Annotated in this window: 24 protein-coding genes; 16 read left to right on the top strand and 8 right to left on the bottom strand. The window is 70.9% G+C overall.

Features of this window, described 5'->3' with window-relative positions; genetic code table 11:
- Positions 1 to 133 precede the first annotated feature (133 nt).
- The 5 genes from ACZ46W_RS28800 to ACZ46W_RS28780 all read right to left on the bottom strand — a co-directional run bounded on the left by ACZ46W_RS28800 (position 134) and on the right by ACZ46W_RS28780 (position 4,499).
- Entirely contained in the window at positions 134 to 892 is a 759-nt protein-coding gene (locus ACZ46W_RS28800) for a succinate dehydrogenase iron-sulfur subunit (RefSeq protein WP_468343515.1), read from the bottom strand.
- Positions 892 to 2,646: a succinate dehydrogenase flavoprotein subunit gene (gene sdhA, locus ACZ46W_RS28795; RefSeq protein WP_468343512.1), complete on the bottom strand. Its 1,755-nt coding sequence runs from the start codon at positions 2,644 to 2,646 to the stop codon at positions 892 to 894. The genes ACZ46W_RS28800 and sdhA overlap by 1 nt, the downstream gene beginning before the upstream one ends.
- Before the next feature lie 22 nt (positions 2,647 to 2,668).
- Positions 2,669 to 3,148: a succinate dehydrogenase hydrophobic membrane anchor subunit gene (locus tag ACZ46W_RS28790; protein ID WP_351809476.1), complete on the bottom strand. Its 480-nt coding sequence runs from the start codon at positions 3,146 to 3,148 to the stop codon at positions 2,669 to 2,671.
- 8 nt (positions 3,149 to 3,156) lie between these two features.
- Positions 3,157 to 3,537, bottom strand: coding sequence for a succinate dehydrogenase, cytochrome b556 subunit (gene sdhC / locus ACZ46W_RS28785; RefSeq protein WP_366130560.1), 381 nt, complete (start codon positions 3,535 to 3,537; stop codon positions 3,157 to 3,159).
- Positions 3,538 to 3,683: 146 nt separating this feature from the next.
- Complete coding sequence (locus ACZ46W_RS28780; protein ID WP_468343507.1) at positions 3,684 to 4,499, bottom strand: 2-oxo-4-hydroxy-4-carboxy-5-ureidoimidazoline decarboxylase; 816 nt, start codon at positions 4,497 to 4,499, stop codon at positions 3,684 to 3,686.
- A 145-nt stretch (positions 4,500 to 4,644) separates the two neighbouring features.
- On the opposite strand from ACZ46W_RS28780, the gene ACZ46W_RS28775 reads away from it, so the two are divergent.
- From ACZ46W_RS28775 to ACZ46W_RS28765, 3 genes are all read left to right on the top strand, one after another.
- On the top strand, positions 4,645 to 6,303 hold the full coding sequence (locus ACZ46W_RS28775; protein WP_468343504.1) for a family 20 glycosylhydrolase: 1,659 nt from the start codon (positions 4,645 to 4,647) through the stop codon (positions 6,301 to 6,303).
- Positions 6,304 to 6,378: 75 nt separating this feature from the next.
- Positions 6,379 to 7,092, top strand: a complete 714-nt coding sequence (locus ACZ46W_RS28770) for a DUF4328 domain-containing protein (protein ID WP_468343501.1) — start codon at positions 6,379 to 6,381, stop codon at positions 7,090 to 7,092.
- 58 nt (positions 7,093 to 7,150) lie between these two features.
- Positions 7,151 to 7,660 carry a hypothetical protein gene (locus ACZ46W_RS28765; protein ID WP_468343498.1) on the top strand — a complete coding sequence of 170 codons (510 nt, stop codon included), beginning with the start codon at positions 7,151 to 7,153 and terminating at the stop codon, positions 7,658 to 7,660.
- A gap of 21 nt (positions 7,661 to 7,681) precedes the next feature.
- Here the strand turns inward: ACZ46W_RS28765 and ACZ46W_RS28760 are convergent, their stop codons facing one another.
- Positions 7,682 to 10,381: an FG-GAP-like repeat-containing protein gene (locus ACZ46W_RS28760; RefSeq protein ID WP_468343495.1), complete on the bottom strand. Its 2,700-nt coding sequence runs from the start codon at positions 10,379 to 10,381 to the stop codon at positions 7,682 to 7,684.
- A 429-nt stretch (positions 10,382 to 10,810) separates the two neighbouring features.
- On the opposite strand from ACZ46W_RS28760, the gene ACZ46W_RS28755 reads away from it, so the two are divergent.
- The 7 genes from ACZ46W_RS28755 to ACZ46W_RS28725 all read left to right on the top strand — a co-directional run bounded on the left by ACZ46W_RS28755 (position 10,811) and on the right by ACZ46W_RS28725 (position 15,569).
- Positions 10,811 to 11,584 carry a TolB family protein gene (locus ACZ46W_RS28755; protein ID WP_468343492.1) on the top strand — a complete coding sequence of 258 codons (774 nt, stop codon included), beginning with the start codon at positions 10,811 to 10,813 and terminating at the stop codon, positions 11,582 to 11,584.
- 178 nt (positions 11,585 to 11,762) lie between these two features.
- Complete coding sequence (locus ACZ46W_RS28750; protein WP_468343489.1) at positions 11,763 to 12,776, top strand: hypothetical protein; 1,014 nt, start codon at positions 11,763 to 11,765, stop codon at positions 12,774 to 12,776.
- Positions 12,777 to 12,801: 25 nt separating this feature from the next.
- Positions 12,802 to 13,041 (top strand): hypothetical protein, encoded by a 240-nt coding sequence (locus ACZ46W_RS28745; RefSeq protein WP_468343486.1) that lies wholly within the window; start codon positions 12,802 to 12,804, stop codon positions 13,039 to 13,041.
- Between the two features lie 81 nt (positions 13,042 to 13,122).
- Positions 13,123 to 13,404 (top strand): hypothetical protein, encoded by a 282-nt coding sequence (locus ACZ46W_RS28740; RefSeq protein ID WP_468343483.1) that lies wholly within the window; start codon positions 13,123 to 13,125, stop codon positions 13,402 to 13,404.
- A gap of 36 nt (positions 13,405 to 13,440) precedes the next feature.
- Positions 13,441 to 14,595, top strand: coding sequence for an RNA-guided endonuclease InsQ/TnpB family protein (locus ACZ46W_RS28735; protein ID WP_468343480.1), 1,155 nt, complete (start codon positions 13,441 to 13,443; stop codon positions 14,593 to 14,595).
- A gap of 201 nt (positions 14,596 to 14,796) precedes the next feature.
- Positions 14,797 to 14,922, top strand: coding sequence for a DUF397 domain-containing protein (locus ACZ46W_RS28730; RefSeq protein ID WP_468343477.1), 126 nt, complete (start codon positions 14,797 to 14,799; stop codon positions 14,920 to 14,922).
- Positions 14,919 to 15,569 carry a hypothetical protein gene (locus ACZ46W_RS28725; protein WP_468343474.1) on the top strand — a complete coding sequence of 217 codons (651 nt, stop codon included), beginning with the start codon at positions 14,919 to 14,921 and terminating at the stop codon, positions 15,567 to 15,569. Before ACZ46W_RS28730 ends, ACZ46W_RS28725 begins: the two co-directional genes overlap by 4 nt.
- Here ACZ46W_RS28725 and ACZ46W_RS28720 read toward each other — a convergent pair.
- Positions 15,566 to 16,042, bottom strand: coding sequence for a hypothetical protein (locus ACZ46W_RS28720; RefSeq protein WP_468343471.1), 477 nt, complete (start codon positions 16,040 to 16,042; stop codon positions 15,566 to 15,568). The two genes, ACZ46W_RS28725 and ACZ46W_RS28720, sit on opposite strands and share 4 nt — an antisense overlap.
- Before the next feature lie 138 nt (positions 16,043 to 16,180).
- On the opposite strand from ACZ46W_RS28720, the gene ACZ46W_RS28715 reads away from it, so the two are divergent.
- From ACZ46W_RS28715 to ACZ46W_RS28695, 5 genes are all read left to right on the top strand, one after another.
- On the top strand, positions 16,181 to 16,612 hold the full coding sequence (locus ACZ46W_RS28715; protein ID WP_468343468.1) for a hypothetical protein: 432 nt from the start codon (positions 16,181 to 16,183) through the stop codon (positions 16,610 to 16,612).
- Positions 16,613 to 16,678: 66 nt separating this feature from the next.
- Positions 16,679 to 17,239 (top strand): RNA polymerase sigma factor, encoded by a 561-nt coding sequence (locus ACZ46W_RS28710; protein ID WP_468343465.1) that lies wholly within the window; start codon positions 16,679 to 16,681, stop codon positions 17,237 to 17,239.
- The gene (locus ACZ46W_RS28705; RefSeq protein WP_468343462.1) at positions 17,236 to 18,270 is read left to right on the top strand and encodes a collagen-like domain-containing protein; all 1,035 of its coding nucleotides are present in this window, start codon (positions 17,236 to 17,238) and stop codon (positions 18,268 to 18,270) included. The genes ACZ46W_RS28710 and ACZ46W_RS28705 overlap by 4 nt, the downstream gene beginning before the upstream one ends.
- Positions 18,271 to 18,533: 263 nt before the next feature.
- Entirely contained in the window at positions 18,534 to 19,217 is a 684-nt protein-coding gene (locus ACZ46W_RS28700) for an RNA polymerase sigma factor (RefSeq protein WP_468344362.1), read from the top strand.
- Positions 19,217 to 20,341 carry a hypothetical protein gene (locus tag ACZ46W_RS28695; RefSeq protein WP_468343459.1) on the top strand — a complete coding sequence of 375 codons (1,125 nt, stop codon included), beginning with the start codon at positions 19,217 to 19,219 and terminating at the stop codon, positions 20,339 to 20,341. Before ACZ46W_RS28700 ends, ACZ46W_RS28695 begins: the two co-directional genes overlap by 1 nt.
- 242 nt (positions 20,342 to 20,583) lie before the next feature.
- Here the strand turns inward: ACZ46W_RS28695 and ACZ46W_RS28690 are convergent, their stop codons facing one another.
- Positions 20,584 to 21,435: a L,D-transpeptidase family protein gene (locus ACZ46W_RS28690; protein WP_468343456.1), complete on the bottom strand. Its 852-nt coding sequence runs from the start codon at positions 21,433 to 21,435 to the stop codon at positions 20,584 to 20,586.
- A 182-nt stretch (positions 21,436 to 21,617) separates the two neighbouring features.
- Here ACZ46W_RS28690 and ACZ46W_RS28685 point away from each other — a divergent pair.
- Positions 21,618 to 22,819, top strand: a 1,202-nt coding sequence (locus ACZ46W_RS28685) for an acyl-CoA mutase large subunit family protein (protein ID WP_468343453.1), incomplete at its 3' end; no start/stop codon positions are given.

The raw sequence follows: 22,819 nt of genomic DNA, 5'->3' as shown, positions 1-22,819 counted from the left end.
TCACCACTACATGCCCGAGGCATCCATCCGGTCTACGCGCAGTTCGGCCAAACCACCGCTATGGGCGATGCGCAGGACAAAGGGCCCGCTTCCGTGAGGAAACGGGCCCTTCGCCTGAGAACCAGAGAAAGCGTCAGTAGCGGCGCGTGATCAGCGCGCGCTTCACTTCCTGGATCGCCTTGGTGATCTCGATACCGCGCGGGCAGGCCTCCGTGCAGTTGAACGTGGTGCGGCAGCGCCACACGCCGTCCTTGTCGTTGAGGATCTCCAGCCGCTGCTCCCCGGCCTCGTCGCGCGAGTCGAAGATGAAGCGGTGCGCGTTGACGATCGCGGCCGGACCGAAGTACTGGCCGTCGTTCCAGAACACCGGGCAGGACGACGTGCACGCGGCGCACAGGATGCACTTGGTGGTGTCGTCGAACCGCTCGCGGTCCTCGGCGGACTGGATGCGCTCACGCGTCGGCTCGTTGCCCTTGGTGATGAGGAAGGGCATCACGTCGCGGTACGCCTGGAAGAACGGCTCCATGTCCACGACCAGGTCCTTGAGGACCGTCAGGCCCTTGATGGCCTCGATCGTGATGGGCTTCTCCGGGTTGATGTCCTTGATCAGCGTCTTGCAGGCGAGCCTGTTCTTGCCGTTGATCCGCATCGCGTCGGAGCCGCAGATGCCGTGCGCGCAGGAGCGCCGGAAGGTCAGCGAGCCGTCGACGTCCCACTTGATCTTGTGGAGACCGTCGAGCACACGCTCCTTCGGGTCGATCTCGATCTGGAAGTCCTGCCACTGCGCCTCGTCCGAGACCTCCGGGTTGAACCGGCGGATCCGGAAGGTGACCGTGATGTACGGCGAGGCTGCGGAGTCCTTCTCCACCTTGTCCAGTACGGGGGTAGCCATCAGTACTTACGCTCCATCGGCTGGTAGCGGGTCTGGACGACGGGCTTGTAGTCGAGACGCACGGTCTCGGAGCCGTCGGCGCCGACCTCGCGGTACGCCATGGTGTGGCGCATGAAGTTGACGTCGTCGCGGTTCGGGTAGTCCTCGCGGTAGTGACCGCCGCGGGACTCCTTGCGGGCCAGCGCCGAAACGGCCATGACCTCGGCCAGGTCGAGCAGGTTGCCCAGCTCGATGGCCTCCAGCAGGTCCGTGTTGAACCGCTTGCCCTTGTCCTGGATGGCCACGTTCTGGTACCGCTCGCGCAGCTCGGCGATCTTCTCGACCGCCGTCTTGATCGTCTGCTCGGTGCGGAACACCATCACGTTGGCGTCCATCGTCTCCTGGAGCTCCTTGCGGAGTACGGAGACCCGCTCGGTGCCGGTGGAGTTGCGCAGCCGCTCGACCTGCTCCCGCACGAAGGAGGCCGGGTCCTCGGGCAGCTCGACGTAGTCGGCCTTGGCCGAGTACTCGGCGGCGGCGATGCCGGCCCGCTTGCCGAAGACGTTGATGTCGAGGAGCGAGTTGGTGCCCAGGCGGTTGGCGCCGTGCACCGACACGCACGCCACCTCGCCGGCGGCGTACAGGCCCGGCACGACGGTGGTGTTGTCCGCCAGGACCTCACCCATCACGTTCGTCGGGATGCCGCCCATCGCGTAGTGCGCGGTGGGCTGGATCGGGATCGGGTCCGTGTAGGGCTCGATGCCCAGGTACGTACGCGCGAACTCGGTGATGTCCGGGAGCTTGGCGTCGAGCTGCTCCGGCGGCAGGTGGGTCAGGTCCAGGTACACGTGGTCGCCCTCGGGGCCGCAGCCACGGCCCTCGCGGATCTCCGTGTAGATGGAGCGCGAGACGACGTCACGGGACGCGAGGTCCTTCATGACCGGCGCGTACTTCTCCATGAAGCGCTCGCCGTCCTTGTTGCGGAGGATGCCGCCCTCACCGCGGGCGCCCTCCGTCAGCAGGATGCCCATGCGCCAGATGCCCGTCGGGTGGAACTGGAAGAACTCCATGTCCTCCAGCGGCAGGCCGCGCCGGTAGCAGGCGGCCTGGCCGTCGCCGGTCAGGGTGTGCGCGTTGGACGTCACCTTGAAGAACTTGCCGGTGCCGCCGGACGCGTAGATCACGGCCTTCGCCTGGAAGACGTGGATCTCGCCGGTGGCCAGCTCGTAGGCGACCACACCGGCGGACTTCTTGACGCCGCCCACCTCGGTGATGAGCTGGTCGAGGACGTAGAACTCGTTGAAGAACTCCACGCCCTCCTTGACGCAGTTCTGGTACAGCGTCTGGAGGATCATGTGGCCGGTGCGGTCCGCGGCGTAGCAGGACCGGCGCACCGGCGCCTCGCCGTGGTTGCGGGAGTGGCCGCCGAAGCGGCGCTGGTCGATGGTGCCGTCCGGGGTCCGGTTGAACGGCAGGCCCATCTTCTCCAGGTCGAGGACGGCGTCGATGGCCTCCTTCGCCAGGATCTCGGCGGCGTCCTGGTCGACCAGGTAGTCACCGCCCTTGACCGTGTCGAAGGTGTGCCACTCCCAGTTGTCCTCCTCCACGTTCGCCAGCGCGGCGGCCATGCCGCCCTGCGCGGCGCCCGTGTGGGAGCGGGTCGGGTAGAGCTTCGTCAGCACGGCGGTACGGCTGCGCTTCGTCGCCTCGATGGCGGCGCGCATGCCCGCGCCACCGGCGCCGACGATGACGGTGTCGTACTTGTGGATCTTCATGCGGATTTCCTCAGCCCCGTGCCTAGCGGATGTTCGGGTCGAAGGTGAAGATCACCAGCGTGCCCAGAAGGATGGTGAACACCGTGGCGGTGTACAGCAGGCCCTTGAGCCACAGGCGCGTGTTCGGGCGCTCGGCGTAGTCGTTGATGACGGTACGCAGGCCGTTGGCGCCGTGCAGCATCGCCAGCCACAGCATCAGCAGGTCCCAGACCTGCCAGAACGGGGACGCCCAGCGGCCGGCCACGAAGGCGAAGCCGATCTTGGAGACGCCGCCGTCCAGGACGAGCTGGATCAGCAGGTGGCCGATGACGAGGACGACCAGCACGATGCCGGACAGGCGCATGAAGAGCCACGCGGCCATCTCGAAGTTGCCGCGGGTCGACTTCGGGGTCTTCTTGGTCCGCTTGCGGGGCGGCTCGATGAGCGGCGCCGGGTTGTCCACGTCGTAGAGGCTCTCGCCCTCGACGGGACCGACAGCGGACTTGGTGAGGTCAGTGGACATGTCTGGCGTCAGCTCCCGAACCATTCACGTGCGGCGTGGCCCAGGACGGGGTAGATCGCCCCGACCATCAGCACGAACCAGATGGCCATCACGGTCCAGAGCATGTGCTTCTGGTAGCGCGGGCCCTTGGACCAGAAGTCCACGGCGATCACGCGGAGACCGTTGAGCGCGTGGAACAGGATGGCGGCCACGAGGCCGTACTCCAGCAGCGCGACGATCGGCGTCTTGTAGGTGGCGACCACCTCGTCGTACGCCTCGGGGGAGACGCGGACGAGAGCGGTGTCCAGCACGTGTACGAACAGGAAGAAGAAGATGAGGACGCCGGTGACTCGATGAGCCACCCACGACCACATGCCTTCCCGGCCGCGGTACAGCGTTCCAGCCGGCACGGAAAAACCCTCCGGGAGCGGGATTGGGGCCGGCCGGCTTCTCTGTCGGTCTGGCCCGGCCGGGTACGGTCCACCGGCCCCGGTCATCGTAGCGACGAGTTGTCGGTTCGCTCGCTCGGGGTCCGCCAGTGTGATCAAACAGGCAATCAAACGAGCACGGACGGGCTATTGGGGTGCCCGGGTCCGGCGACAAGACGGGACAATCTGGCACGAGCCAGGCGGCGCAGCTCGTCGGCGGCGATCGCCCGCTCCTCGTCCGGCTGGTTCCCCATGCGCGAGCGGATGCCCGCCAGCGCCTGGTCGAGCAGCTCCTCGGGCCGGTGGCCGTCGAGGCAGATCACGAACGCGTGACGGAAGCGGGCCTCGTACGCCGCGTGGGCGGCGTCCCAGGCGGTGTGGGCGGCGGCGGGCGTGCCGGGCGGCAGGCCGGCCGAGGTCTCGTCGGCCAGCGCCTCGTCCAGGTCGGCGCCGGACAGGTCGTAGCTGGCCTCGTCCGCGGCGGCGAGCAGCGCGTCGAGCGTGGGGTACGGGCGGTGGGCGGCGATCCGCTGCGCCCAGCGGCGGCTGCCGCAGCAGGCGAGCAGGGCGCCCTCGGCGGCGCGGGCGGGGGCGGCGTTGAAGCGGACCAGGCCGTCGAGGGCGTGGGAGTCGGCGGCCTGGGCAGGTATGGCGCCGGTACGGCCGGGCATGGCGGGCGTGTCGGGCCCGCCGGGCGTGGCGGGCCCGGGTCGTGGCGCGCCGCCGGGCGTGGCGGCTGCGGTGGGCGTGGCGGGTGTGGCGGGTCCGGTGGCTGCGGTGGGCGTGGCGCGTGGCGGCTCGGGTGGGGCTCCCTGGCGGCCGAGCGCGTGGGCGGCCTCCGGCTGGGTCAGCCGGGGGCGGGCGGCGCCCGCGCCGGGCGTGCCGGACCTGGCCGGGAGCGTGGGCGGTCGCTTCGGGGCGCCTGCGGTGGAGTCGCCGGCCATCGTGGGCTCCTCGAAAGGGACAGCGGGAGATGTGGGGAAGATGTGAGGGAAGGGGCACAACGTTACCCAGGGTGAGCGAGCGCTGTACGGGAGATGCACGAATTTCACCCGGAAGGGAGAGTTTCCGTACAGCCATGGACAGCCCATGCACGGAGGTAAGCGCGTGAACCGGCATTCCACAGGGGGTCTCGTCGCGGCCGTGGTGCTCTCCCTCACGGTCGCGGGCTGCGGGAACGACGGCGACGCCGACCGGGGCACAGCCGCCCCCGGCACCACGACGACACCCGCGGCCACCACCACACCGAAGGCCACGACACCCGAAACCTCGCCCGCGCCACCACGCACGCCGTCACCCACACGGACGTATCCGCTCTCCACCGCGCCCCGCACCATCCCCGCCGTGCGCGAGCACGAACCCGCCCGGGGTCCCGGCTGGCGGCCCGGCAGCGGCAGCGCGGTCGTGGTCGCCAAGGGCAGCGGCGCCCTCGCCGACGAGGCCCGGCTGCTCGCCGGCGAGCTGAAGACCGCCTACCGGGGCGAGGCCGCCGCCCGCGCGGGCGACATCGAGCTGGCCCTGAACACCGGGCAGGCCGGTGGCCCCGAGTCGTACACCCTCACCACCCGGGCCGGCCGGGTACGGATATCCGGGCCCGACGAGGCGGGCGTCTTCTACGGCACCCGGACCGTCAAGCAGGCGCTCCGCTCGGGCGGCACCGTGCCGGAGGGCGTCATCCGCGACCGGCCCGCCAAGCCGCAGCGCGGCCTGATGGTCGACATCTCCCGCAAGAACTACCCGGCCGGCTGGATCGAGAGCCGGGTCCGGGAGCTGGCCGACCTCAAGCTCAACCAGCTCCACCTGCACTTCGCCGACGACCAGGCCATCCGGATCGCCTCCGACTCGCACCCCGAGGTGGTCGCGGCGCAGCACCTCAGCAAGGCCGAGGTCCGCCGCATCCTCGCCCTGGCGCGGCGCCTGCACGTCACCGTCGTGCCCGAGTTCGACTCGCCGGGGCATCTCGGCGCGGTCCTGCGGGCGCACCCGCAGCTCCAGTTGCGCAGCGTCCAGGGCACGCCCCGGCAGGGCGCCATCGACATTTCCAGGCCCGAGTCCGCACGGATCGTCGACGACCTGCTGCGCGAGTACGCGGAGCTGTTCCCCGGCCCCTGGTTCCACATCGGCGCCGACGAGTACCAGGCGCTGACCGTGCGCGACCCGGCCGCCTCCTACCCGCAGCTCGCCAGGGCGGCGCGGCAGAAGTACGGACCGAACGCGGGCGTCGAGGACCTGGCGACCGGCTGGCTGAACGACCGGGCGGCCGTGGTGCGCGCGGCGAAGAAGAAGCCCAAGGCCTGGAACGACGGCTTCTTCTCCGGTGGCGCGGTCAGCGCCGACAAGGGCATCGAGGTCGAGTACTGGACCGGCAAGGAGATCGGCGCGCGCGAGCCCGTCGAGTACCTCCGCGAGGGCCGCCAGGTGGTGAACCTCAACGACGAGTACCTCTACTACGTGCTCGGCGAGCCGAACCAGTTCACGTACCCCACCGGCCGCCGGATCTACCAGGAGTGGACGCCGCTGGTGCTGCGTGGTTCGTCGGCGGTGCCTGAGCGGTACGCGGACCAGATCCTCGGCGGCCGGTTCGCCGTCTGGGGCGACCGGCCGAACGCCCAGACCACGGACCAGGTGGCGCGCGGCATCCGGCTGCCGCTGCGGGCGACGGCCCAGAAGCTGTGGAACCCGGCCAGACCCCAACTGACCTGGGAGGACTTCCGCACGCTCGCGGACCGGCTGGGCGGCGGCTCCTGATGCGGCCCTGAGGTACGGTGCGCGGGCGGCCGCGACCGGTCGCGTACATGACCACACCCGCGGGGGCCCGCTCACATGTCCGCTCACACCATGCCCGTCCTCCGCTCACCCGTCGGACTGAGCAGGGCCGTTGTGGCCCTGCTCGGCGTCGTGATCGCCGTGGACCTGTTCGCGATCTTCGCCGACCTCCATATGCACGGGTTCATGAGCGACGTGGCGGCGGGCGACTGGGACGGGCTGGAGTCCGGGGCCGAGCAGGCCGACTGGCTCATGACCACGGCGGGCCGGCTCCAGGTGCTGACACTGCTCGCGACCGCCGTCGTGTTCATCGTCTGGCTCCACCGCGTGCGGGTGAACGCCGCCGTCTTCGCCCCCGACGTGCTGACCAGTGGGCCGGGCTGGGCGATCGGCGGCTGGTTCGTCCCCGTGCTGAACCTGTGGATGCCGCGCCGGATCGTCCGCCAGAGCTGGCGGGCGAGCGCACGCGACCCGCACGGTGAGCTCGCCGGGGACGAGCCCGCCACCGTCGTGAACGTGTGGTGGACGCTGTGGCTCCTGACGGCCTTCCTCGGGCGCGCCGCGGCGATGGCGTACGACAAGGCGGACACGCCGGACCGGATCGTGGGTGCCGCTCGGCTGATGGTGGCCGCCGACACCATGAGCGCCGCGGCGGCCGCGTGCGCCATCGTGGTCGTCCGCCGTCTGACGGTGATGCAGAACGCCAAGGCGCTGCGCGGGCCGGAGGCGGTCGTTGTTGCTGAACCGATGGGTTCCAGCCACACGCAGTGACGAAATCCGGTCATGTGGCGCAGTAAGGGGAGTACCGCGTCCGCGACGGGAGACGTCCATGAGTCAGAGCGCGCAGGAACTGATCGCCGAGGCCGGTGAACGGGGGCTGGCGGCCTCCGCGCTGGCCTGCCTCGACCGCTGCCTTCCCCTGCTCGGGCCCGTGCCCGACGACCTCCTCCGCCCGTTGTGGCAGAGCGTCGCCGAGGGCGGGGCGGGCTGGGCCGACCGGCTGGTGGAGGTCCGGGGCGCGCTGGCCGACACCGACGACGCGGAATCCGCCGTACTCGTACGGAAAATGCTGGGCGCCGCCCCGTCCGAGTGGGACGGGGCGGCGCTGCGCGCATGGGCCGGGGCGTGCTCGGCCACCGCGCTGGAGCTGCACGAACAGCTCGGCGGCGGGCCGCTGGTGGACGGCGAGGAACGGCGCCAGACGCAGATCCTGGAGTTCCTCGCCGACACACCGTCCGCCGGTCCGGGTGCCGCCGGGCTCCGGCCGGTACTGGACGTATCGGCCGAAGGCCGGCGGGTGCTGCGGGCCGTGGTCTCGCGCCGCGAGCGCGGCGCGTGACCCTGCCGGTGAGCGGTGGGATCAGGGCGCGAGCAGACGGCCGATGTTCAGGCCCGTCCCTGCCCCCAGGCTGTTGACGCCGTAGTAGATGCCGGACGACGGCACCACGCCGGACGTGCTGCTGTTGTCGAGCTGGAGGATCACGCCGTTGTTGGCGTCCTCGCCGTCCGCGCCGAGCGCCAGGTCCGCCCGGCTGTAGCCGGACAGGTCGGTCAGCACGACCGCCGAGCCGAGCCGCTCGTTCGGCGCCGAGTCACCGGGCACCCCGGTGGTGTCCTCGGAGTACGCGACCGAGCCGGTGGCCGTCATGCCGGTGGACGAGCCGCGCAGCAGGATCGCCTGCCCGGCGTTGCCCTGGTTGGCGCCGCTCCGGGTGAGGTCCTCGCCCGGCAGGCCGGTCAGGACGTCCTCGTACCCGTCGAGGTCGACGTCGCCGATCGCGACCGAGGCGCCCATGGTGTCGCCCGACTCGTCGGTGTCGGGGACACCGGTGGAGTTCTGCTGGAACGTGGCCCGGCCGGTCGCCGTCAGGCCCGTGGCGGAGCCCAGCACCTGGGCGACCGCGCCGCCCGTGGCCGTGTGGCCCGACTCGGTGGCGTTGGGCTGGCCGATCGCGAGGTCGTCGTACCCGTCGCCGTTGATGTCACCGGCGGCCAGCGAGCGGCCACCGCGCGGGTAGAGCACACCGATCCGCTCCAGGCCGTTCGCCGAGCCCTTGAGGGCGACGATGCGACCGACACCGGAGGAGTCGCGGTAGGTGATCGCGGCGTCCGCGTACCCGTCCTTGTTGAAGTCACCGCTCGCGGCGGACGCGAAGGACACCACCGAGGTGTTGGCCGTGTCGCTCAGGTAGCCGGCCTTCGTCGGGTAGGCGGCGTTCTTCGACTCGAATACCCACCAGCGGCCCGGGATACCGGGCGCGACCGACAGCACGTCGGACTTGCCGTCGGCGTTGAAGTCGCCCATCGTGACGGCGGTGCCGAGCTTGTCGCCGTTGACCCGGTAGGCGGGCGACGTCATGTAGGAGGCACCGGAGTCCAGTTTCGGCCCGGTCAGCACGGTCACCGAACCGGTGTCCGTGTGGCCCGAGTCGTCGTCCTCACCGGGCGCGCCGACCGCCAGGTCCGCGTACCCGTCGCCGTTGAAGTCGCCGTACGCGGTGGCCGTGCCGAAGGAGTCGGAGGCCTCGTTGTCGCCCGGGACCCCGGCGCTGTCCTGGTCGATCGTCAGGCGCGAGGTGAGGCTCGGCCCGTCGGTGGTGCCGTGCACCACCTTCACCTGACCGGCGCCGGACGCGTACTTGGGCAGCGAGGCGACCAGGTCGGTGATGCCGTCGCGGTTGATGTCGTCCGTCGGGATCGCGGAGTTGCGGCCCGCACCGGCGGCGAAGTCCCGGATCGGGGTCAGTTGCGCGTACAGGTTCTTGCCGGGGCAGGCGGTCGCGAACGCGTCCCGGTGACCGGAGATGACGTCGAGCGTGGCGCTCTGGCCCTCCTTCCACACACCGGTGTTGCCCTGGGCGGTCAGCGTGACCTTGCCCTTCGGGTCGCCGCCGTACTGCCCGAGCTTCCAGGCGGCGACGCGGGCGGCCGACTCCAGCGCGGCCCGGGTCGGCTTGCCGGCGGGCTTGCCCGTGGCGGCGTCGCCCTCGAAGTCACCGAGGAAGGCGATGGCGGTGGAGTAGCTGTTGAAGCCGTAGGTGTGCGCGCCCTTGACCGGCAGGTCGACGCCGCCGCCCCGGCCCTCGAAGACCCGGCCGCACTTGTCGACCAGGAAGTTGTAGCCCAGGTCGTTCCAGCCCTCGGTCTTCACGTGGTACGTCATGATCGCGCGGACCATGGCGGGGGACTGGGCGCAACTGTAGTTGTTGGTGTCGACGGTGTGGTGGATGAACACCGCCTGGATCTTGTCCAGGTACTCGGGCGGGTCGGCCACCATCGACTCGTCGGCGCCCCACTCGGCGCGCGAGATGATCGGCGGCCGGTTGACCGTGGACGGCGGCGGTACCGGGACCGTCGCGGTCGGCGTCGGGGTCGCGGTGGGCGTCGTCGCCGTGGGAGCCGGCGCGGTGGGCGTCGTCTCCGTGGGCGCCGGAGCCGTCGTGGTCTCCGTGGCCGTGGGGGCGGGGGCCGTGGTGGTCTCCGTCCCCGTCGGAGTGGGCGCGGTGGTCTCCTCGACGGCGTACGCCGCGTTCTCGGGGGCGAAGGGCTCGCCCCGGTCCTTCGGCGCCGCCGCCCCGTTCGCCGACTCGGTGGCGGTGACGCCCGGGTCGACCAGGTGCAGTTTCAGGTCCTTGGGCAGGGCCTTGCCGGAGGTCACCTTGACCTGGACGGCGGTGGAGGGACCGACCCAGGTGGGCTCGGACGCCCCGCGCTCGGGCGTCTCCGTGCCGTCGGGCAGGTGGGAGTCCAGGTCCAGCGGCTGCCAGTCGGTCCACTTGCCGGTCACGGCGTCCCGGGTACGGACCTTGGCCTCACCGGTCACTCTGGTCTTCGCGTCGCCCCAGCCGATGCCGACGAGCGAGAACTCCTCGGTCTCGGTGCTCGGCAGCGACCGCTCGCCGGCCTTGCCCGCTCCGAGCCCCAGCGTCCGCAGTTTCGCCGGCCGCTCGGCCGGCCCCTTGGCCGGCCCGTCGCCGGACGGCCCGGCGACGGCGACGGTGACCATCCCCGCGCCACCGGCCACGACGGCACCGAGGGTCAGCCAGGCTCTGCGTTTCATGCTCAGGGGTTTGTAGGCGTGCGCTTTGCGTCGCGGGCTCAAATGCCCCACTCCTCGGAAGAATTAGCGTGCTGAAAAATCAATTCAGGGTTGCTCGGCGGGAACCGGGCGGTTATACACCACGCGACGCACTCACCGCGAGCGACCGGAGAAATCGGGCGAATTGGCGCTCATTTCGTCGGCGCCGGGAAAACGACCGCGCCGGGGTGTGACGTTTTTCGATCTCCGTGCGCTCCTCTTGAGGACCGGGTAATCCGGCCACCAACAGAAGAAGGAGCTCAAGTGCGTCTTTCGCACGTCGCGTTGTCCCTTGGAACCGCTTTTGCGTTGAGTCTTCCCATGGCGGGCAGCGCGCAGGCCGGGGAAGCCGTGGGTACCGGCGGGTTGACCGTCACCGATTACAGTGCCGGTTCCGGGGTCATGCGGTTGATGGACCCGTCGAACGGCGCGGTCTCCGGGGCCCTGGCGGAGGGCGTCGACGGTGTTCTCTCCGCGAAGACCGGCCTCGTCGCCTACATCCGCTACCGCGACACCTGCATTCCGCGGGACGAGGGCTGCGTGTACGTTCCGGACCTCGTGACGGCCGCGGCCGACGGCAGTCGACAGCGCGTCCTGGTGCCGGGTGTCGAGGCCGAGACCGGCGAGTACTACGTCGGCCGCCCGGACTGGTCGCCCAACGGCAAGCGGGTCCTCTACGACACCCCGCGCGGCCTGGAGTGGATCGGGGCGGACGGCAGTGGGTCCGAGGTGCTCACGTACAGCGGGAGCAACGGCACCTTCTCGCCCGACGGCCGCAGCATCGCCTTCCTGAGCACGACCCGGTACGAGACGCCGGACGGCTGGGAGACCAGCCAGGACGTGAACGTCATGGACCTCGCCACCCGTGAGGTGCGCCCGCTGACCACGCAGCAGCGCGCCTCGACCGCGCCCGACTGGTCGCCCGACGGGCAGCGCGTCGTCTACGCGGCCGAGTACGGCATACGCGTCGTCGACGTGGCGACCGGCACCGTCACCGAGCTCGCCACCCCCGGCCTCTCGGGCTTCTCGACCCCGGTGTACTCGCCCGACGGCAGCCGGATCGCCTTCCGGGCCCTCGACGACGCCACCGGTACGAGCGCCGTCCACGTCGTCGACGCCGACGGCTCGAACCTGCGCGTCCTGACGGACCGGGCCGTGACCCTCACGGACTGGATCACCAAGTAGGGCAAGCGCCCCTGTCCTGCGGGCGGTCAGGGCAACCTTTCGGGGCGGTGGTGAGTCTCCTCAGTGATCACACCGTGATCGCACTGACGAGGAGACCATCATCACCGCGATACGCAAGACCCTGACCGCCACCGCAGTCGTCGGCGCCGTCCTGGCGGGCTCGGCCGCCTGCGGCACGGTGGAGCAGCTCTCCGCCGGGAAGAAGCTCGACCAGGCCTTCGAGAAGCTCGGCAAGGAGAAGTCGATCTCCTTCGAGCTCGACCTCGACACCGACGCCGCGAGCCTGAAGGCGCTGGACGCGTCGTCGAACCCGGAGCCCGGCGACGAGATCCCCGACGAGGCCGCCGATCTGCTCAGCGGTGCGAAGATCAGTGTCACCGTGCAGTCCAAGAAGCCGATCGAGGAGTCCGGCGAGAAGGACTACGTCGGCATGGCCATGAAGGTCAGCACCCCGGACGGCGACCTGGTCGAGTACCGGGTCGTCGGCGACTACACCTACATCCGCTCCGACGTGGAAGCCCTCGGCAAGGCAATGGGCACCCCCATGCCGTCCGCCAAGGAGCTGCCCCCGGAGGCGGGCGGCCTGAAGAAGGCGTTCGAGGGCGAGTGGGTGAAGTTCAACACCAAGGAGATGGAGAAGGCCGGCGCCGAGATGGGGGCCGAGCCCGGCGCGAAGCCCGCACCGGAGCCCACCCTCGACGCCAAGACCCAGAAGAAGCTCCTGGACGCCCTCCGGAAGACCATCGCCCGCGAGGTCGACTTCAAGACCACCAGCGAGAAGGACGGCACCGAGCACATCACCGCCACGGCACCCTTCCGTACGCTGATCACGGAGCTGTTCGGCGAGATCCGCCCGTTCGCGAAGGACCTGCCCCCGGGCATGGAGCTGCCGACGGACAAGGAGCTCAAGGAAGCCCCGGACACCAAGGTCACGGCCGACTTCGCGCTCAAGAACGGCGAGCTGACCGAGGTGAACATCGACCTCGCCAAGCTCGCCGAGGACGCGAAGGTCAAGAAGTTCGGCCTGGTGCTGCGGATGAGCGAGGGCCAGGCGCCCACGGCCCCGGCCGGCGCCACGGAGCTGAACATGGACGAGATCCTGGGCGGCTTCGCCGGCGCGATGATGTCCGACGAGGAGGGCTTCGAGGAGGGCGAGTTCCCCGAGGAGGAGTTCCCCGAGGACGCGGCGTAGGCACGCGCCGGGACGGGGGCGCGCCATGGGAATCCTGATGTCCGCGGGGCTGCTGGGGTTGCTCGCCCTCGTCCAGTGGTGCCTGGAGTTCATGCGGGTGGCGGCCGGTGTTCTGTGCCTGGTCGCCGCGCCCCTGCTCCTCTTCCGCCGCCGCCGCTGGGTGCGCGTGACGGCGTACGCGCTGGGCGGCATAGGCATCATCGGGCTGGCGGTGTCGTCCGGGGTGCTCTGGGCGGGGCAGGAGCTGGGGGTGTGGGTGTTCTGAGGGGGCTCACCGGGGCACTCGTCGTCAAGGTGGTGGAGGCGGCAGCGCTCCGGGAGGTCGGCGATGGCGAGGGGTCGGCGAGTGGATCCCGTGCAGATCCTCATCCGGGTCGGCGACACCGATCCGGATGCCGGCGGGAACGAAGAGGCCTACCAGGAGTGGGTGTACCTCGCCCGCGAGGCCGGGTGGGACGTGGTCGAGAGCCCCGGCTTCCAGGAGCCCCGGGACGGCGGCACGGAGTGCGGGCAGGTGGAGATCGAGGGCCTCACGTACCGCATCCACTACGGGCCGCGGGCCCGGCTGGACGTGTCGGACGGGGAGCCGGTACTCGGCTACGCCGCCTGGGCGGAGCCCGTACAGTGAGTAACTGTACGGGTACATGGGGGGATGGTGATCACCATGAAGCTCAGGTACCAGTTCCGCGTGTACCCGAGCGCTTCCCAGCAGCGGGAGTTGGCGAGGGCGTTCGGGTGCGCCCGCGTCGTATGGAACGACGCGCTGCGCATCCGACAGGACGCCTACCAGCAAGGCAAGTCGATGCCCTCGATCACCGCACTGGCGAAACTGGTGATCACCGAGGCCAAGAAGACGCCCGAGCGTGCATGGCTGGGCGAGGTTTCGGCAGTCGTGCTGCAGTCGTCCCTGCGTGATCTCCAGACGGCATACGGCAACTTCTTCGCGTCGAAGAAGGGCACCCGCAAGGGGCCGAAGATCGGACCGCCGCGCTTCAAGAAGAAGGCCAGTCGCCAGGCGGTCAGGTTCACCAAGGCCGCCCGCTTCGCCGTCACCAGGGACGGAAACCTTCGGCTCCCGAAGATCGGGGACGTGTCCGTTCGCTGGTCCCGCGCACTTCCCTCCGACCCGTCGTCCGTCACGATCGTCAAGGACCCGGCCGGAAGGTTCTTCGCGTCCTTCGTCATCGAAGCCAAGGAGAAGCCCCTGCCGGAGCTGGATGTCGAGGAGACGGACACGGGTATCGACCTGGGTCTGTCCTCCTACGCGGTGCTGCGTGGGCGGAAGATCGCCTCGCCGAAGTTCTTCCGCCGCCAGGAGAAGAGGTTCCGCCGCGCCCAGCGCAAGCTTTCTCGCTGCCAGAGGGGCAGCGCCAACCGGCGCAAGGCCAAGCTGGCCGTCGCCAAGATCCACGCCCGCATCGCCGACCAGCGGCGCAACTTCATCGAGCAGGAAACCACCGAAGTGGTCCGCGAGAGCCAAGCGGTCTACCTGGAGGACTTGAACGTGAAGGGCATGGCCTCGGCGAAGGGCAAGCTCGGCAAGTCGCTGCACGATCAGTCGCTCGGCATGTTCGCCCGCCTCCTCGAGGCGAAGTGCGCGAGGTATGGGCGAACCTTCGTCAAGGTGGGCAGGTTCTTCCCGAGCACCCAACTGTGCTCGCACTGCGGTTCCCTGTCGGGACCGAAGGGACACGAGGGCCTGCGGATACGCACGTGGACGTGCGACTGCGGCACGACCCACGATCGGGACCAGAACGCCGAACACAACCTGCGCCTTGAGGGGCGCCGCATCGTGGCCGAGGGACGACCGGACACGTAAAACGCCTGCGGAGCCCGTGTAAGACCCGGCAAGCCGGGCGGTGGGTAAGGAAACAGGAACCACCCGAAGGCCTGCCGTGACAACGGCGGCCAGGCGGGAATCCCTCACATGCATGTGGGGGAGACGTCAAGGGAAACTGCGAGCGCCGGCCCTCACACCGGATGACTCCAAGGGCCTGCTGTCGCGACTGCGAGGAGCGCTATGAGCACCAACCAACTGGCCTGGTTCAAGAGCAGCTACAGCGGCGGCGACGGCGACAGTTGCGTCGAAGTCGCCCTCTCGCCCACCGTCTGGTCGTCCTTCGTCCAGTACACGGTGGCCCGTTGAGCTCCGGTCCCGTCAACGGTGACGACGTCCTGACCGCCGTCCGCCTTGCGGTGGGTACCTTCCGCCTGGCGGACGGCGGCGCCGACTGGGACGCCAAGGCCGGGTCCCTGGAGTGGACGTGCTGGGAGACGGTCGAGCACCTCGCCGACGACCTGTTCGCGTACGCCGCCCAGCTCGGCCCCGAGCGCCCGCCCCTCGACGACGAGGTGCCGTTCCTGTGGGAGGCCCGCCGCCCGGGCGGCCCCGCGAACGTCACGTACGCCGACCGGCGGGCCGGGCCGGCCGGGCTGCTCCAGGTCCTGGAGGCGTGCGGGGCGATGCTTGCCGCGATGGTGCGGGTCACGCCTCCTCACGTGCGGGCGTACCACGCGTTCGGGGTGTCCGACCCGGAGGGCTTCGCCGCGATGGGCGTCGTCGAGACCCTCGTACACGCCCACGACGTCACCCAGGGCCTCGGCCTGCCCTGGGACCCGCCCCCGAAGCTCTGCCACCGCGTCCTGCTGCGGCTCTTCCCCGACGCCCCCACCGACACTCCCGCCTGGCACACCCTCCTCTGGGCCACCGGGCGCGGCGAGATCCCCGGCCGCGAGCGGCTGACGGAGGGCTGGCGCTGGTACGGGACCGTGGCGGAGGACAGGGAGTTCTAGGCCTGGCCGGACGGGTCGTCATCCTCTCCGGTGAGGTACGCGTACGGCGCCACGGACACGCCTTCGGCGACGGCGCGACGGTCGTCCTCGTCGGCCGCCGGGTCCAGGTCGCCGGCCCACAGGGACCTCATGGACCACACGGCGAACCCGGCGTGGAAGTCGTGGCCGATGTCGGAGGGTGTGCTGGTGTACCCCACGACATGGAGATCGGCGATGACGTCGTCGAGGAACCGGTGGGTGAGCTGGACACCGGCGCAGTGGGCTTCGGCGTCGCCGCCCGCACCGCTGTAGCTGATCTCCACGAGTTCGACGGTGTCGTCCGCCGCGTAGGTGACCACGAGCATCGGCGAGGTGTCGTAGACGGCGCGCTCACCCCCGGGCCCGTGATGCGGTGGTCCGACGCGCTCCTCGACGTCCGAGCGACGCTCTCCGATCCTGACGAGGTCGACACCGACTCCGGGAATGATCTGCATGCCGGGGATCATGTCAGGACGAGGCGCGCAGACGATCGACAGGTGCGAATGGTTGTACGGGTTCGGTGAAGTCGCCGTATGAGAAGCCACACATTCCGTTTGCGTGACGGTTGAGGTGTGCACGTCGCTGGGTCAGGCATGGATGGGGACTTCAGCACACTGCCGGGCGCTCAGCACGTCCGCGCCTATGTGACGCAGTTCGTGGCGCGGGTGACCGAGCGGAACCGGCTGCCGCTCGACTACAGCGTCGCCAGCCTGAGGCTCGTCGACCTCGTCGTCGACGGTCTGCGGCGCGACCAGCCCGAGCGGCCGCGGGTCGAACCGTTCCTGTGCGGGCTCGGTGCGTACACCGGGGAGGTCATCGTGCGGCGGGCCGGGGCGGAGTGGGTGGACTTCGACGAAGGGCAGCGTGCCTACTTCGGGCAGCCGGTCGGCATAGTGATGCCGGACGGCCGGGCCTGGAACCCCCTGGGCAAGGTGGTGAACCGGTTCGAGGTGGGGGCCGAGGAGTCCGTACAGCGCTTCTACCTGATGCTGCACGGGCGCGCCGCCCGCAAGGTGCTGCTGTGACGTTTTCACGCGCCCGGACGCAGAGGGAGGTGGGGGAACTGTGACGGGCGGCGCGAAGAGGGAAGTGTGGGGGCGTACGACACGGAGCTCGGCGCTGCCGTCGAGCGCGCCCAGCGGGGGGACGAGGACGCGTTCGCGCGGGCGTACCGGCTGGTCCACCCAGGGCTGCTCGGGTACGTTCGCGGGCTGGTCGGCGACGACGCGGAAGACGTGGCCGCCGAGGCGTGGCTGGAGATCGCCCGGGACCTCGGGCGCTTCCAGGGCGACGGCGCCGGCTTCCGCGGGTGGACGGCTACGATCGCCCGCCACCGGGCGCTCGACCATCTGCGCAAGCAGAAGCGGAGCCCCCGTACCTCTTTAATCGAACAGGACGTACTGGACCTGCCGGGCGGCCAGGACACGGCCGCCGCGGCGCTGGAGAGCCTGTCGACGGAGCAGGCGCTCGCGATGATTCGCGGGCTGCCGCGCGAGCAGGCCGAAGCGGTGCTGCTGCGTGTGGTCGTGGGGCTGGACGCTCCCGCGACGGCGCGTGTGCTGGGCAAGCGGCCGGGAGCGGTGCGCACCGCCGCGTACCGAGGACTGAAGAAACTCGCCGGGCGACTGGCGCAGGGCGGAGCTAGGGGATGAGCAGGGACAGGAAGCGACTGGACGACGGCGACGACGCCGTGGTGCCCGCCGCGTTGCTGGCGGCTGCCCTGCGGGGCGGCGAGATCGACCCGGCGGGCGAGGAGCTGGCGGTCGCGGCGTTCCGGGCGGCCCGGGACGCGGGCGCGCACGCGGCGGGCCGGACCCGGCGGCGCGACGACTGGCGGCCGGCCCGGGAGCGGCGCCGGCGGAGTTCGCTGCGGGCCGCCGCGATGGGGCTGGCGGCGACCGTGCTGCTGGGCGGTGTCGCGGTGGCGGCGCAGACCGGTGCGCTCCGCTCGCCGTTCGGCGGCGGTGACGGCGACGCGGCCCCGAAGCCCCGGCCTTCGACGGCGTCCACGCCGGACGGTGGCGTGCCCGCCACGCCGCTCGCGGAGCGGGACCACCCGGGGCAGCGCCCGGACGCGTCGCCGACGCGTTCGACGCGTGAGCCCGGCCCGGACGACAAGGGCCAGGGCAAGGGCGCGCCCGGGGGTGCTGACGGCGCCAAGGACGGCGCCAAGGAGGGCGCCGGGAACGCCGACGGTGGCCAGGGCGCCGGAGACGGTGCCAAGGACGGTGACAAGGCTCCGCGTTCGGGGAACACCGGGTCGGGCAACACCGGGTCGGGCAACACCGGGTCGGGCAACACCGGGTCGGGGAACACCGTGGGCAAGGAGCCCGGCGCGAAACCCGGCACGAAGGCGGGGCGGAAACCGGCCCCGCAGGCGGGCCGGCCGGGGCAGGCCGGGAACACCGGGAAGGCCGGGTCCACCGGGAAGGCCGGGTCCACCGGGAAGGCCGGTAAGCCGAACCAGTCGGCTGAGGCCGGTAAGCCGGGGCAGGCCGGGAAGACCAAGAACGCCGGGAACACCGGGAAGCACGGGAAACCGAAGCAGTCCGGCGAGGCCGGGAAGACCGGGAAGACCGGGGGAGCCGGGAAGCCGGGGGGCACCGCGCACTCCGGGAAGACCGGCGGCACGGACGCGGCCCAGCCGGGCGCCAAGGGCGAGGGAAAGAGCGGCAAGCCATGACCTGCACCCGCGTCCGGGGCGGAGGACGACCGGGGCCGCCACCCCCCACAGGAGAGGCCCCGGTCGTCGTCCACGGGTCCGTGGTACGGCCCCGTACTCCTATCAGCGCCACGCGTGCGGTTTCTGTCACACCGCACTGCGTCGCAGAGCTGTTGCAGGTTGTACAAGACGTGGACGTGATGCCGGATGACCACGTAGCGTGCTGCTGCGCGCCGGGCGTAGCAACGGCGGTGACCAGCCGCGATGACGAACAGGTAGTGGAAGTGCTGGGGGACGACGCGGAGCTGACCACCGCGGTGCTCGCGGCTCAGGACGGGGACGAGGACGCCTTCCGTGCTGTGTACCGCGCCGTGCACCCGCGGTTGCTCGGCTACATACGCACGCTGGTCGGCGACGCCGACGCGGAGGACGTCGCATCCGAGTCCTGGCTCCAGATATCCCGCGACCTCGACCGGTTCAGCGGGGACGCCGACCGCTTCCGTGGCTGGGCTGCCCGCATCGCCCGCAACCGCGCCCTCGACCACCTCCGCATGCGCGGCAGGCGACCGGCCATCGGCGGGGACGAGACGGAGCTCACCGAGAAGCCCGCCGAGGCGGACACGGCGGACGAGGCCATGGAGGCCCTGTCCACCGGCCGCACCATGAACCTCATCGCGCAACTCCCGCAGGACCAGGCCGAGGCGGTCATCCTGCGCGTCGTCGTCGGGCTGGACGCCAAGAGCGCCGCCAAGACGCTGGGCAAGCGGCCCGGTGCCGTACGTACCGCCGCGCACCGCGGACTGAAGCGGCTGGCCGAGCTGCTGGAGGCGGACGCGGAGGCCGGTGCGGCGTCCGGGAACCCGCCCGGTGCGCTGGGCGGCGTACCGCCACAGCCCAAGCGGCGGGTGGCCTCCGGGGTGCGTACCGGTGTGACGCATTGGCGTTCGCGGACGCAGAAGGACATGTGATGGCCGACGAGCGGGATGAGTGGCTCGACCAGGACGCGGTGGAGAGACTGCTGCGGGGTGAACCGGTCGGACCCGTCGACGATCACGCGCGGGAGCAGGCCCGGCGGGTCGCGCGGGCGCTGGACGCCCTGCGTGCCGCCGCCGACCCCGCGACCGGTGCGCTGCCCGGTGAGGAGGCCGCGCTGGCGGCCTTCCGTGAGGCGCGGGCGGACAAGGCCGCCGGGGCATCCGCCGCTGTGACAACGTCGTCCGGGGCCGCCGGGACCGCCGGGACCGCCGGGTCGTCCGGAGCCTCCGGTGTGCAGGGCGTCTGCGACATCTCGGAGCCGGGTGCGGTACGCGACCGGTCGGTGCCCCGACGGCGCACGCGCTGGGTGCGGCCCGTTCGCTGGGGCCTGGCCGCCTCGGTGGCGGGCCTCGCGGCCGGCGGGGTGGCCGTGGCCGCCGGTACGGGCGTACTGCCCGTCCTGGGCGGCGACAGCGAGCCGCTGCCCGCCGCGTCGGTGTCCGCCGCCGCCACGCCGGGTACGTCGGCGTCGGGTGAGCCCACCGGCGGGTCGGATTCCGCCACGCCCGGTACGGCCGGTGAGCCCGGGAGCGTGCCGCCGTCCGCGTCGGCGACGGCCGGGGCGGCCACGGAGGGCGCGGAGCGGGTTCCGGGTCGGCCGGACCACGGGCGCACCGGTGGCGTCGGGGACGACGGTGCCTCGGGCGGGTGGCCCGGGAGCGACGTGGGCGGCGTCGAGGGCGGGACCGGCTCGGTGGCCGGGTCCGGCTCGGGTGACAACTGGTTCGCGCGGACCGCCCAGGACTGCCGCGACTACCGCGACGGCCGCCTCGACCGCGAGCGGCGGGAGCAACTGGAGGCGGCGGCGAACGGGCCGGTCAAGCTGAAGGCCCTCTGCGACAAGGTGCTGGCCGGCGACGCCCAGTACCAGAACGGCTCCGGCTCCGGCTCCGGTGACGGTGCGGGCGGTGGCCCGGGCGACGGTGGCGACGGCGGCAAGGACGAGGGCCGCGACGAGGGCGAGGGCGGCGACGAATCGGACGCGGCGCGCCCGTCCGCCTCCTGGGCCCCGCAGGCTCCCGCGCTGTCGGTGCGCCGTACCGGCCTGGTCTTCTGACCGCCGCACCGCCTCTGACCTGCGTTTTTAAAATTTCTTCCGCGAGGGTGTGACGTTTTTCCGCCCCATGGCGCAGTACTGAGTGAGCCGACTGGTCATCGGCAGCGCGAAGAGCCGGGGTTCCCCCCGTACCTACGGCTCAGCGCACATGGCGCGGGCGGGACACGTTCCCCCGGTCCCGCCCGCGCCCTCTCCCTCTCCCCGCCGATCAGGCGATCAGGCCGATCAGGCCGATCAGGCGATCACCAGTGGACGACGACCTTGTCGCCGACCTTCACCTGGTCGAAGACCGAGGCGAGCCGGTCCCTGTCCCGCACGTTGACGCAGCCGTGCGAGCCGCCGTTGTAGCCGCGGGCCGCGAAGTCGGCCGAGTAGTGCACCGCCTGGCCACCGCTGAAGAACATCGAGTACGGCATCGCCGTGTGGTAGAGCGTCGACTCCCACTCCCGCTCCTTGCGGTCCACCTTGAAGGTGCCTTCGCGGGTCGGCGTGTTCTCCGAGCCGAAGCGGACGTCCATCGCCGAGACGACCTTGCCGTCGATCATCCAGGCGAGGGTCCGGCTCTCCTTGCTGATGCACAGCACCCGGCCGGTCATGCAGCGCGCGTCCGGCTTGTCCAGCTCGTTGGTCGTCGGCGGCCGCAGCTCCTGGGCGGTGGGCTTGCGGGACGCGGCCGTCAGCCGCTGCCAGGTCGTCTCGTCGACCGTGCCGGTGGCGGACAGGCCCTGCTTCTTCTGGAAGGCCGAGACCGCCTTGCCGGTCATCGAGCCGTAGAAGGCGGTGGGGCTGCGGTGGAAGTGCCCGAGCTGGCGCAGCCGCGCCTGGAGCTCGCGGACCTGCTCGTTCTCCGTACCCTCCGCCATCAGGACCTTCGACGCCCCGGGCGATGCGGAGCCGGCCGGCGAGGACGCCGCCGGCTCGGCGCCGCCGGCGGCCGACGCGCCCGACGACGGCGAGGCGGAGGCCGAGGGCGACGCGGGCGACGGCTTGGCCGACCCCCCGGCCGCCCCCACGGCCTGGGTGCAGCCGGTGGCGGCCAGGGTGACGGCGGCCGCGGCGAGTACTGCTCTGCCTATGACGGACGTACGGTGCATGAGAGCCCCCCGAGTTGATGATCTGTACCTAATGGATGCTTCCCAGGGGTGCTTGGTTGCGCACCGCGGCGCATGCTGTGAGCAAGGTCCCAGCGTGCGGCTCTCCACCCGCCGCACGCCCGCCGCTACAGTCCGTCGCGAGGGTCGGTACCAGCGAGTAGGTCTATCGGAAGGCACAGCACATGGCGCGCGAGTCGGAGTCGGGACTGCCCATTGAGCCGGTGTACGGGCCGGACGCGCTCAGCGGGTGGGACCCCGATGAGAAACTGGGCGAACCGGGTTCGTACCCCTTCACGCGTGGTGTCTACCCGACGATGTACACGGGCCGGCCGTGGACGATGCGGCAGTACGCGGGTTTCGGTACGGCGGTGGAGTCCAACGCCCGGTACAAGCAGTTGATCGCGAACGGCACGATGGGTCTGTCGGTGGCGTTCGACCTGCCGACGCAGATGGGGCACGACTCGGATGCGCCGATCGCGCATGGTGAGGTCGGCAAGGTGGGTGTGGCGATCGACTCGATCGACGACATGCGGGTGCTGTTCGGCGGGATCCCGCTGGACAAGGTCTCCACCTCGATGACGATCAACGCCCCGGCCGCTCTGCTGTTGCTGCTGTACCAACTGGTGGGTGAGGAGCAGGGCGTCCCTGCCGACAAGCTGACGGGCACGATCCAGAACGATGTGCTCAAGGAGTACATCGCGCGCGGTACGTACATTTTCCCGCCGAAGCCGTCGCTGCGGCTGATCGCGGACATCTTCAAGTACTGCAGGGCCGAGATCCCGAAGTGGAACACGATCTCGATCTCCGGTTACCACATGGCGGAGGCGGGGGCCTCGCCCGCGCAGGAGATCGCCTTCACCCTGGCGGACGGCATCGAGTACGTCCGTACGGCCGTGGCCGCCGGGATGGACGTGGACGATTTCGCGCCGCGCCTGTCGTTCTTCTTCGTCGCCCGCACCACGATCCTGGAGGAGGTGGCGAAGTTCCGGGCCGCGCGGCGGATCTGGGCGCGGGTGATGCGGGAGGAGTTCGGGGCGAAGAACCCCAAGTCGATGATGCTGCGGTTCCACACGCAGACCGCGGGGGTGCAGCTGACCGCCCAGCAGCCGGAGGTGAACCTGGTGCGGGTGGCGGTGCAGGGCCTGGCGGCGGTGTTGGGCGGGACGCAGTCGCTGCACACCAATTCCTTCGACGAGGCCATCGCGCTGCCGACCGACAAGAGTGCGCGCCTGGCGCTGCGCACGCAGCAGGTCCTCGCGTACGAGACCGATGTGACCGCCACGGTCGATCCGTTCGCCGGGTCCTACGTCATAGAGAAGATGACCGACGAGGTGGAGGCCGCAGCCCTCGAACTCATGACAAAGGTCGAGGACCTCGGTGGTGC

The organism is Streptomyces sp. NPDC031064 (assembly GCF_055570965.1).
This window is presented reverse-complemented; position numbering and strand designations above follow the sequence as displayed.

Coding starts and splice junctions, on each gene's coding strand:
- ACZ46W_RS28800 (WP_468343515.1), bottom strand. CDS start 892: ATGGCTACCCCCGTACTGGACAAGGTGGAGAAGGACTCCGCAGCCTCG.
- sdhA (WP_468343512.1), bottom strand. CDS start 2,646: ATGAAGATCCACAAGTACGACACCGTCATCGTCGGCGCCGGTGGCGCG.
- ACZ46W_RS28790 (WP_351809476.1), bottom strand. CDS start 3,148: ATGTCCACTGACCTCACCAAGTCCGCTGTCGGTCCCGTCGAGGGCGAG.
- ACZ46W_RS28780 (WP_468343507.1), bottom strand. CDS start 4,499: ATGGCCGGCGACTCCACCGCAGGCGCCCCGAAGCGACCGCCCACGCTC.
- ACZ46W_RS28775 (WP_468343504.1), top strand. CDS start 4,645: ATGCACGGAGGTAAGCGCGTGAACCGGCATTCCACAGGGGGTCTCGTC.
- ACZ46W_RS28770 (WP_468343501.1), top strand. CDS start 6,379: ATGTCCGCTCACACCATGCCCGTCCTCCGCTCACCCGTCGGACTGAGC.
- ACZ46W_RS28765 (WP_468343498.1), top strand. CDS start 7,151: ATGAGTCAGAGCGCGCAGGAACTGATCGCCGAGGCCGGTGAACGGGGG.
- ACZ46W_RS28760 (WP_468343495.1), bottom strand. CDS start 10,381: ATGAAACGCAGAGCCTGGCTGACCCTCGGTGCCGTCGTGGCCGGTGGC.
- ACZ46W_RS28755 (WP_468343492.1), top strand. CDS start 10,811: ATGGACCCGTCGAACGGCGCGGTCTCCGGGGCCCTGGCGGAGGGCGTC.
- ACZ46W_RS28745 (WP_468343486.1), top strand. CDS start 12,802: ATGGGAATCCTGATGTCCGCGGGGCTGCTGGGGTTGCTCGCCCTCGTC.
- ACZ46W_RS28735 (WP_468343480.1), top strand. CDS start 13,441: ATGAAGCTCAGGTACCAGTTCCGCGTGTACCCGAGCGCTTCCCAGCAG.
- ACZ46W_RS28730 (WP_468343477.1), top strand. CDS start 14,797: ATGAGCACCAACCAACTGGCCTGGTTCAAGAGCAGCTACAGCGGCGGC.
- ACZ46W_RS28720 (WP_468343471.1), bottom strand. CDS start 16,042: ATGCAGATCATTCCCGGAGTCGGTGTCGACCTCGTCAGGATCGGAGAG.
- ACZ46W_RS28715 (WP_468343468.1), top strand. CDS start 16,181: ATGGATGGGGACTTCAGCACACTGCCGGGCGCTCAGCACGTCCGCGCC.
- ACZ46W_RS28705 (WP_468343462.1), top strand. CDS start 17,236: ATGAGCAGGGACAGGAAGCGACTGGACGACGGCGACGACGCCGTGGTG.
- ACZ46W_RS28695 (WP_468343459.1), top strand. CDS start 19,217: ATGGCCGACGAGCGGGATGAGTGGCTCGACCAGGACGCGGTGGAGAGA.
- ACZ46W_RS28690 (WP_468343456.1), bottom strand. CDS start 21,435: ATGCACCGTACGTCCGTCATAGGCAGAGCAGTACTCGCCGCGGCCGCC.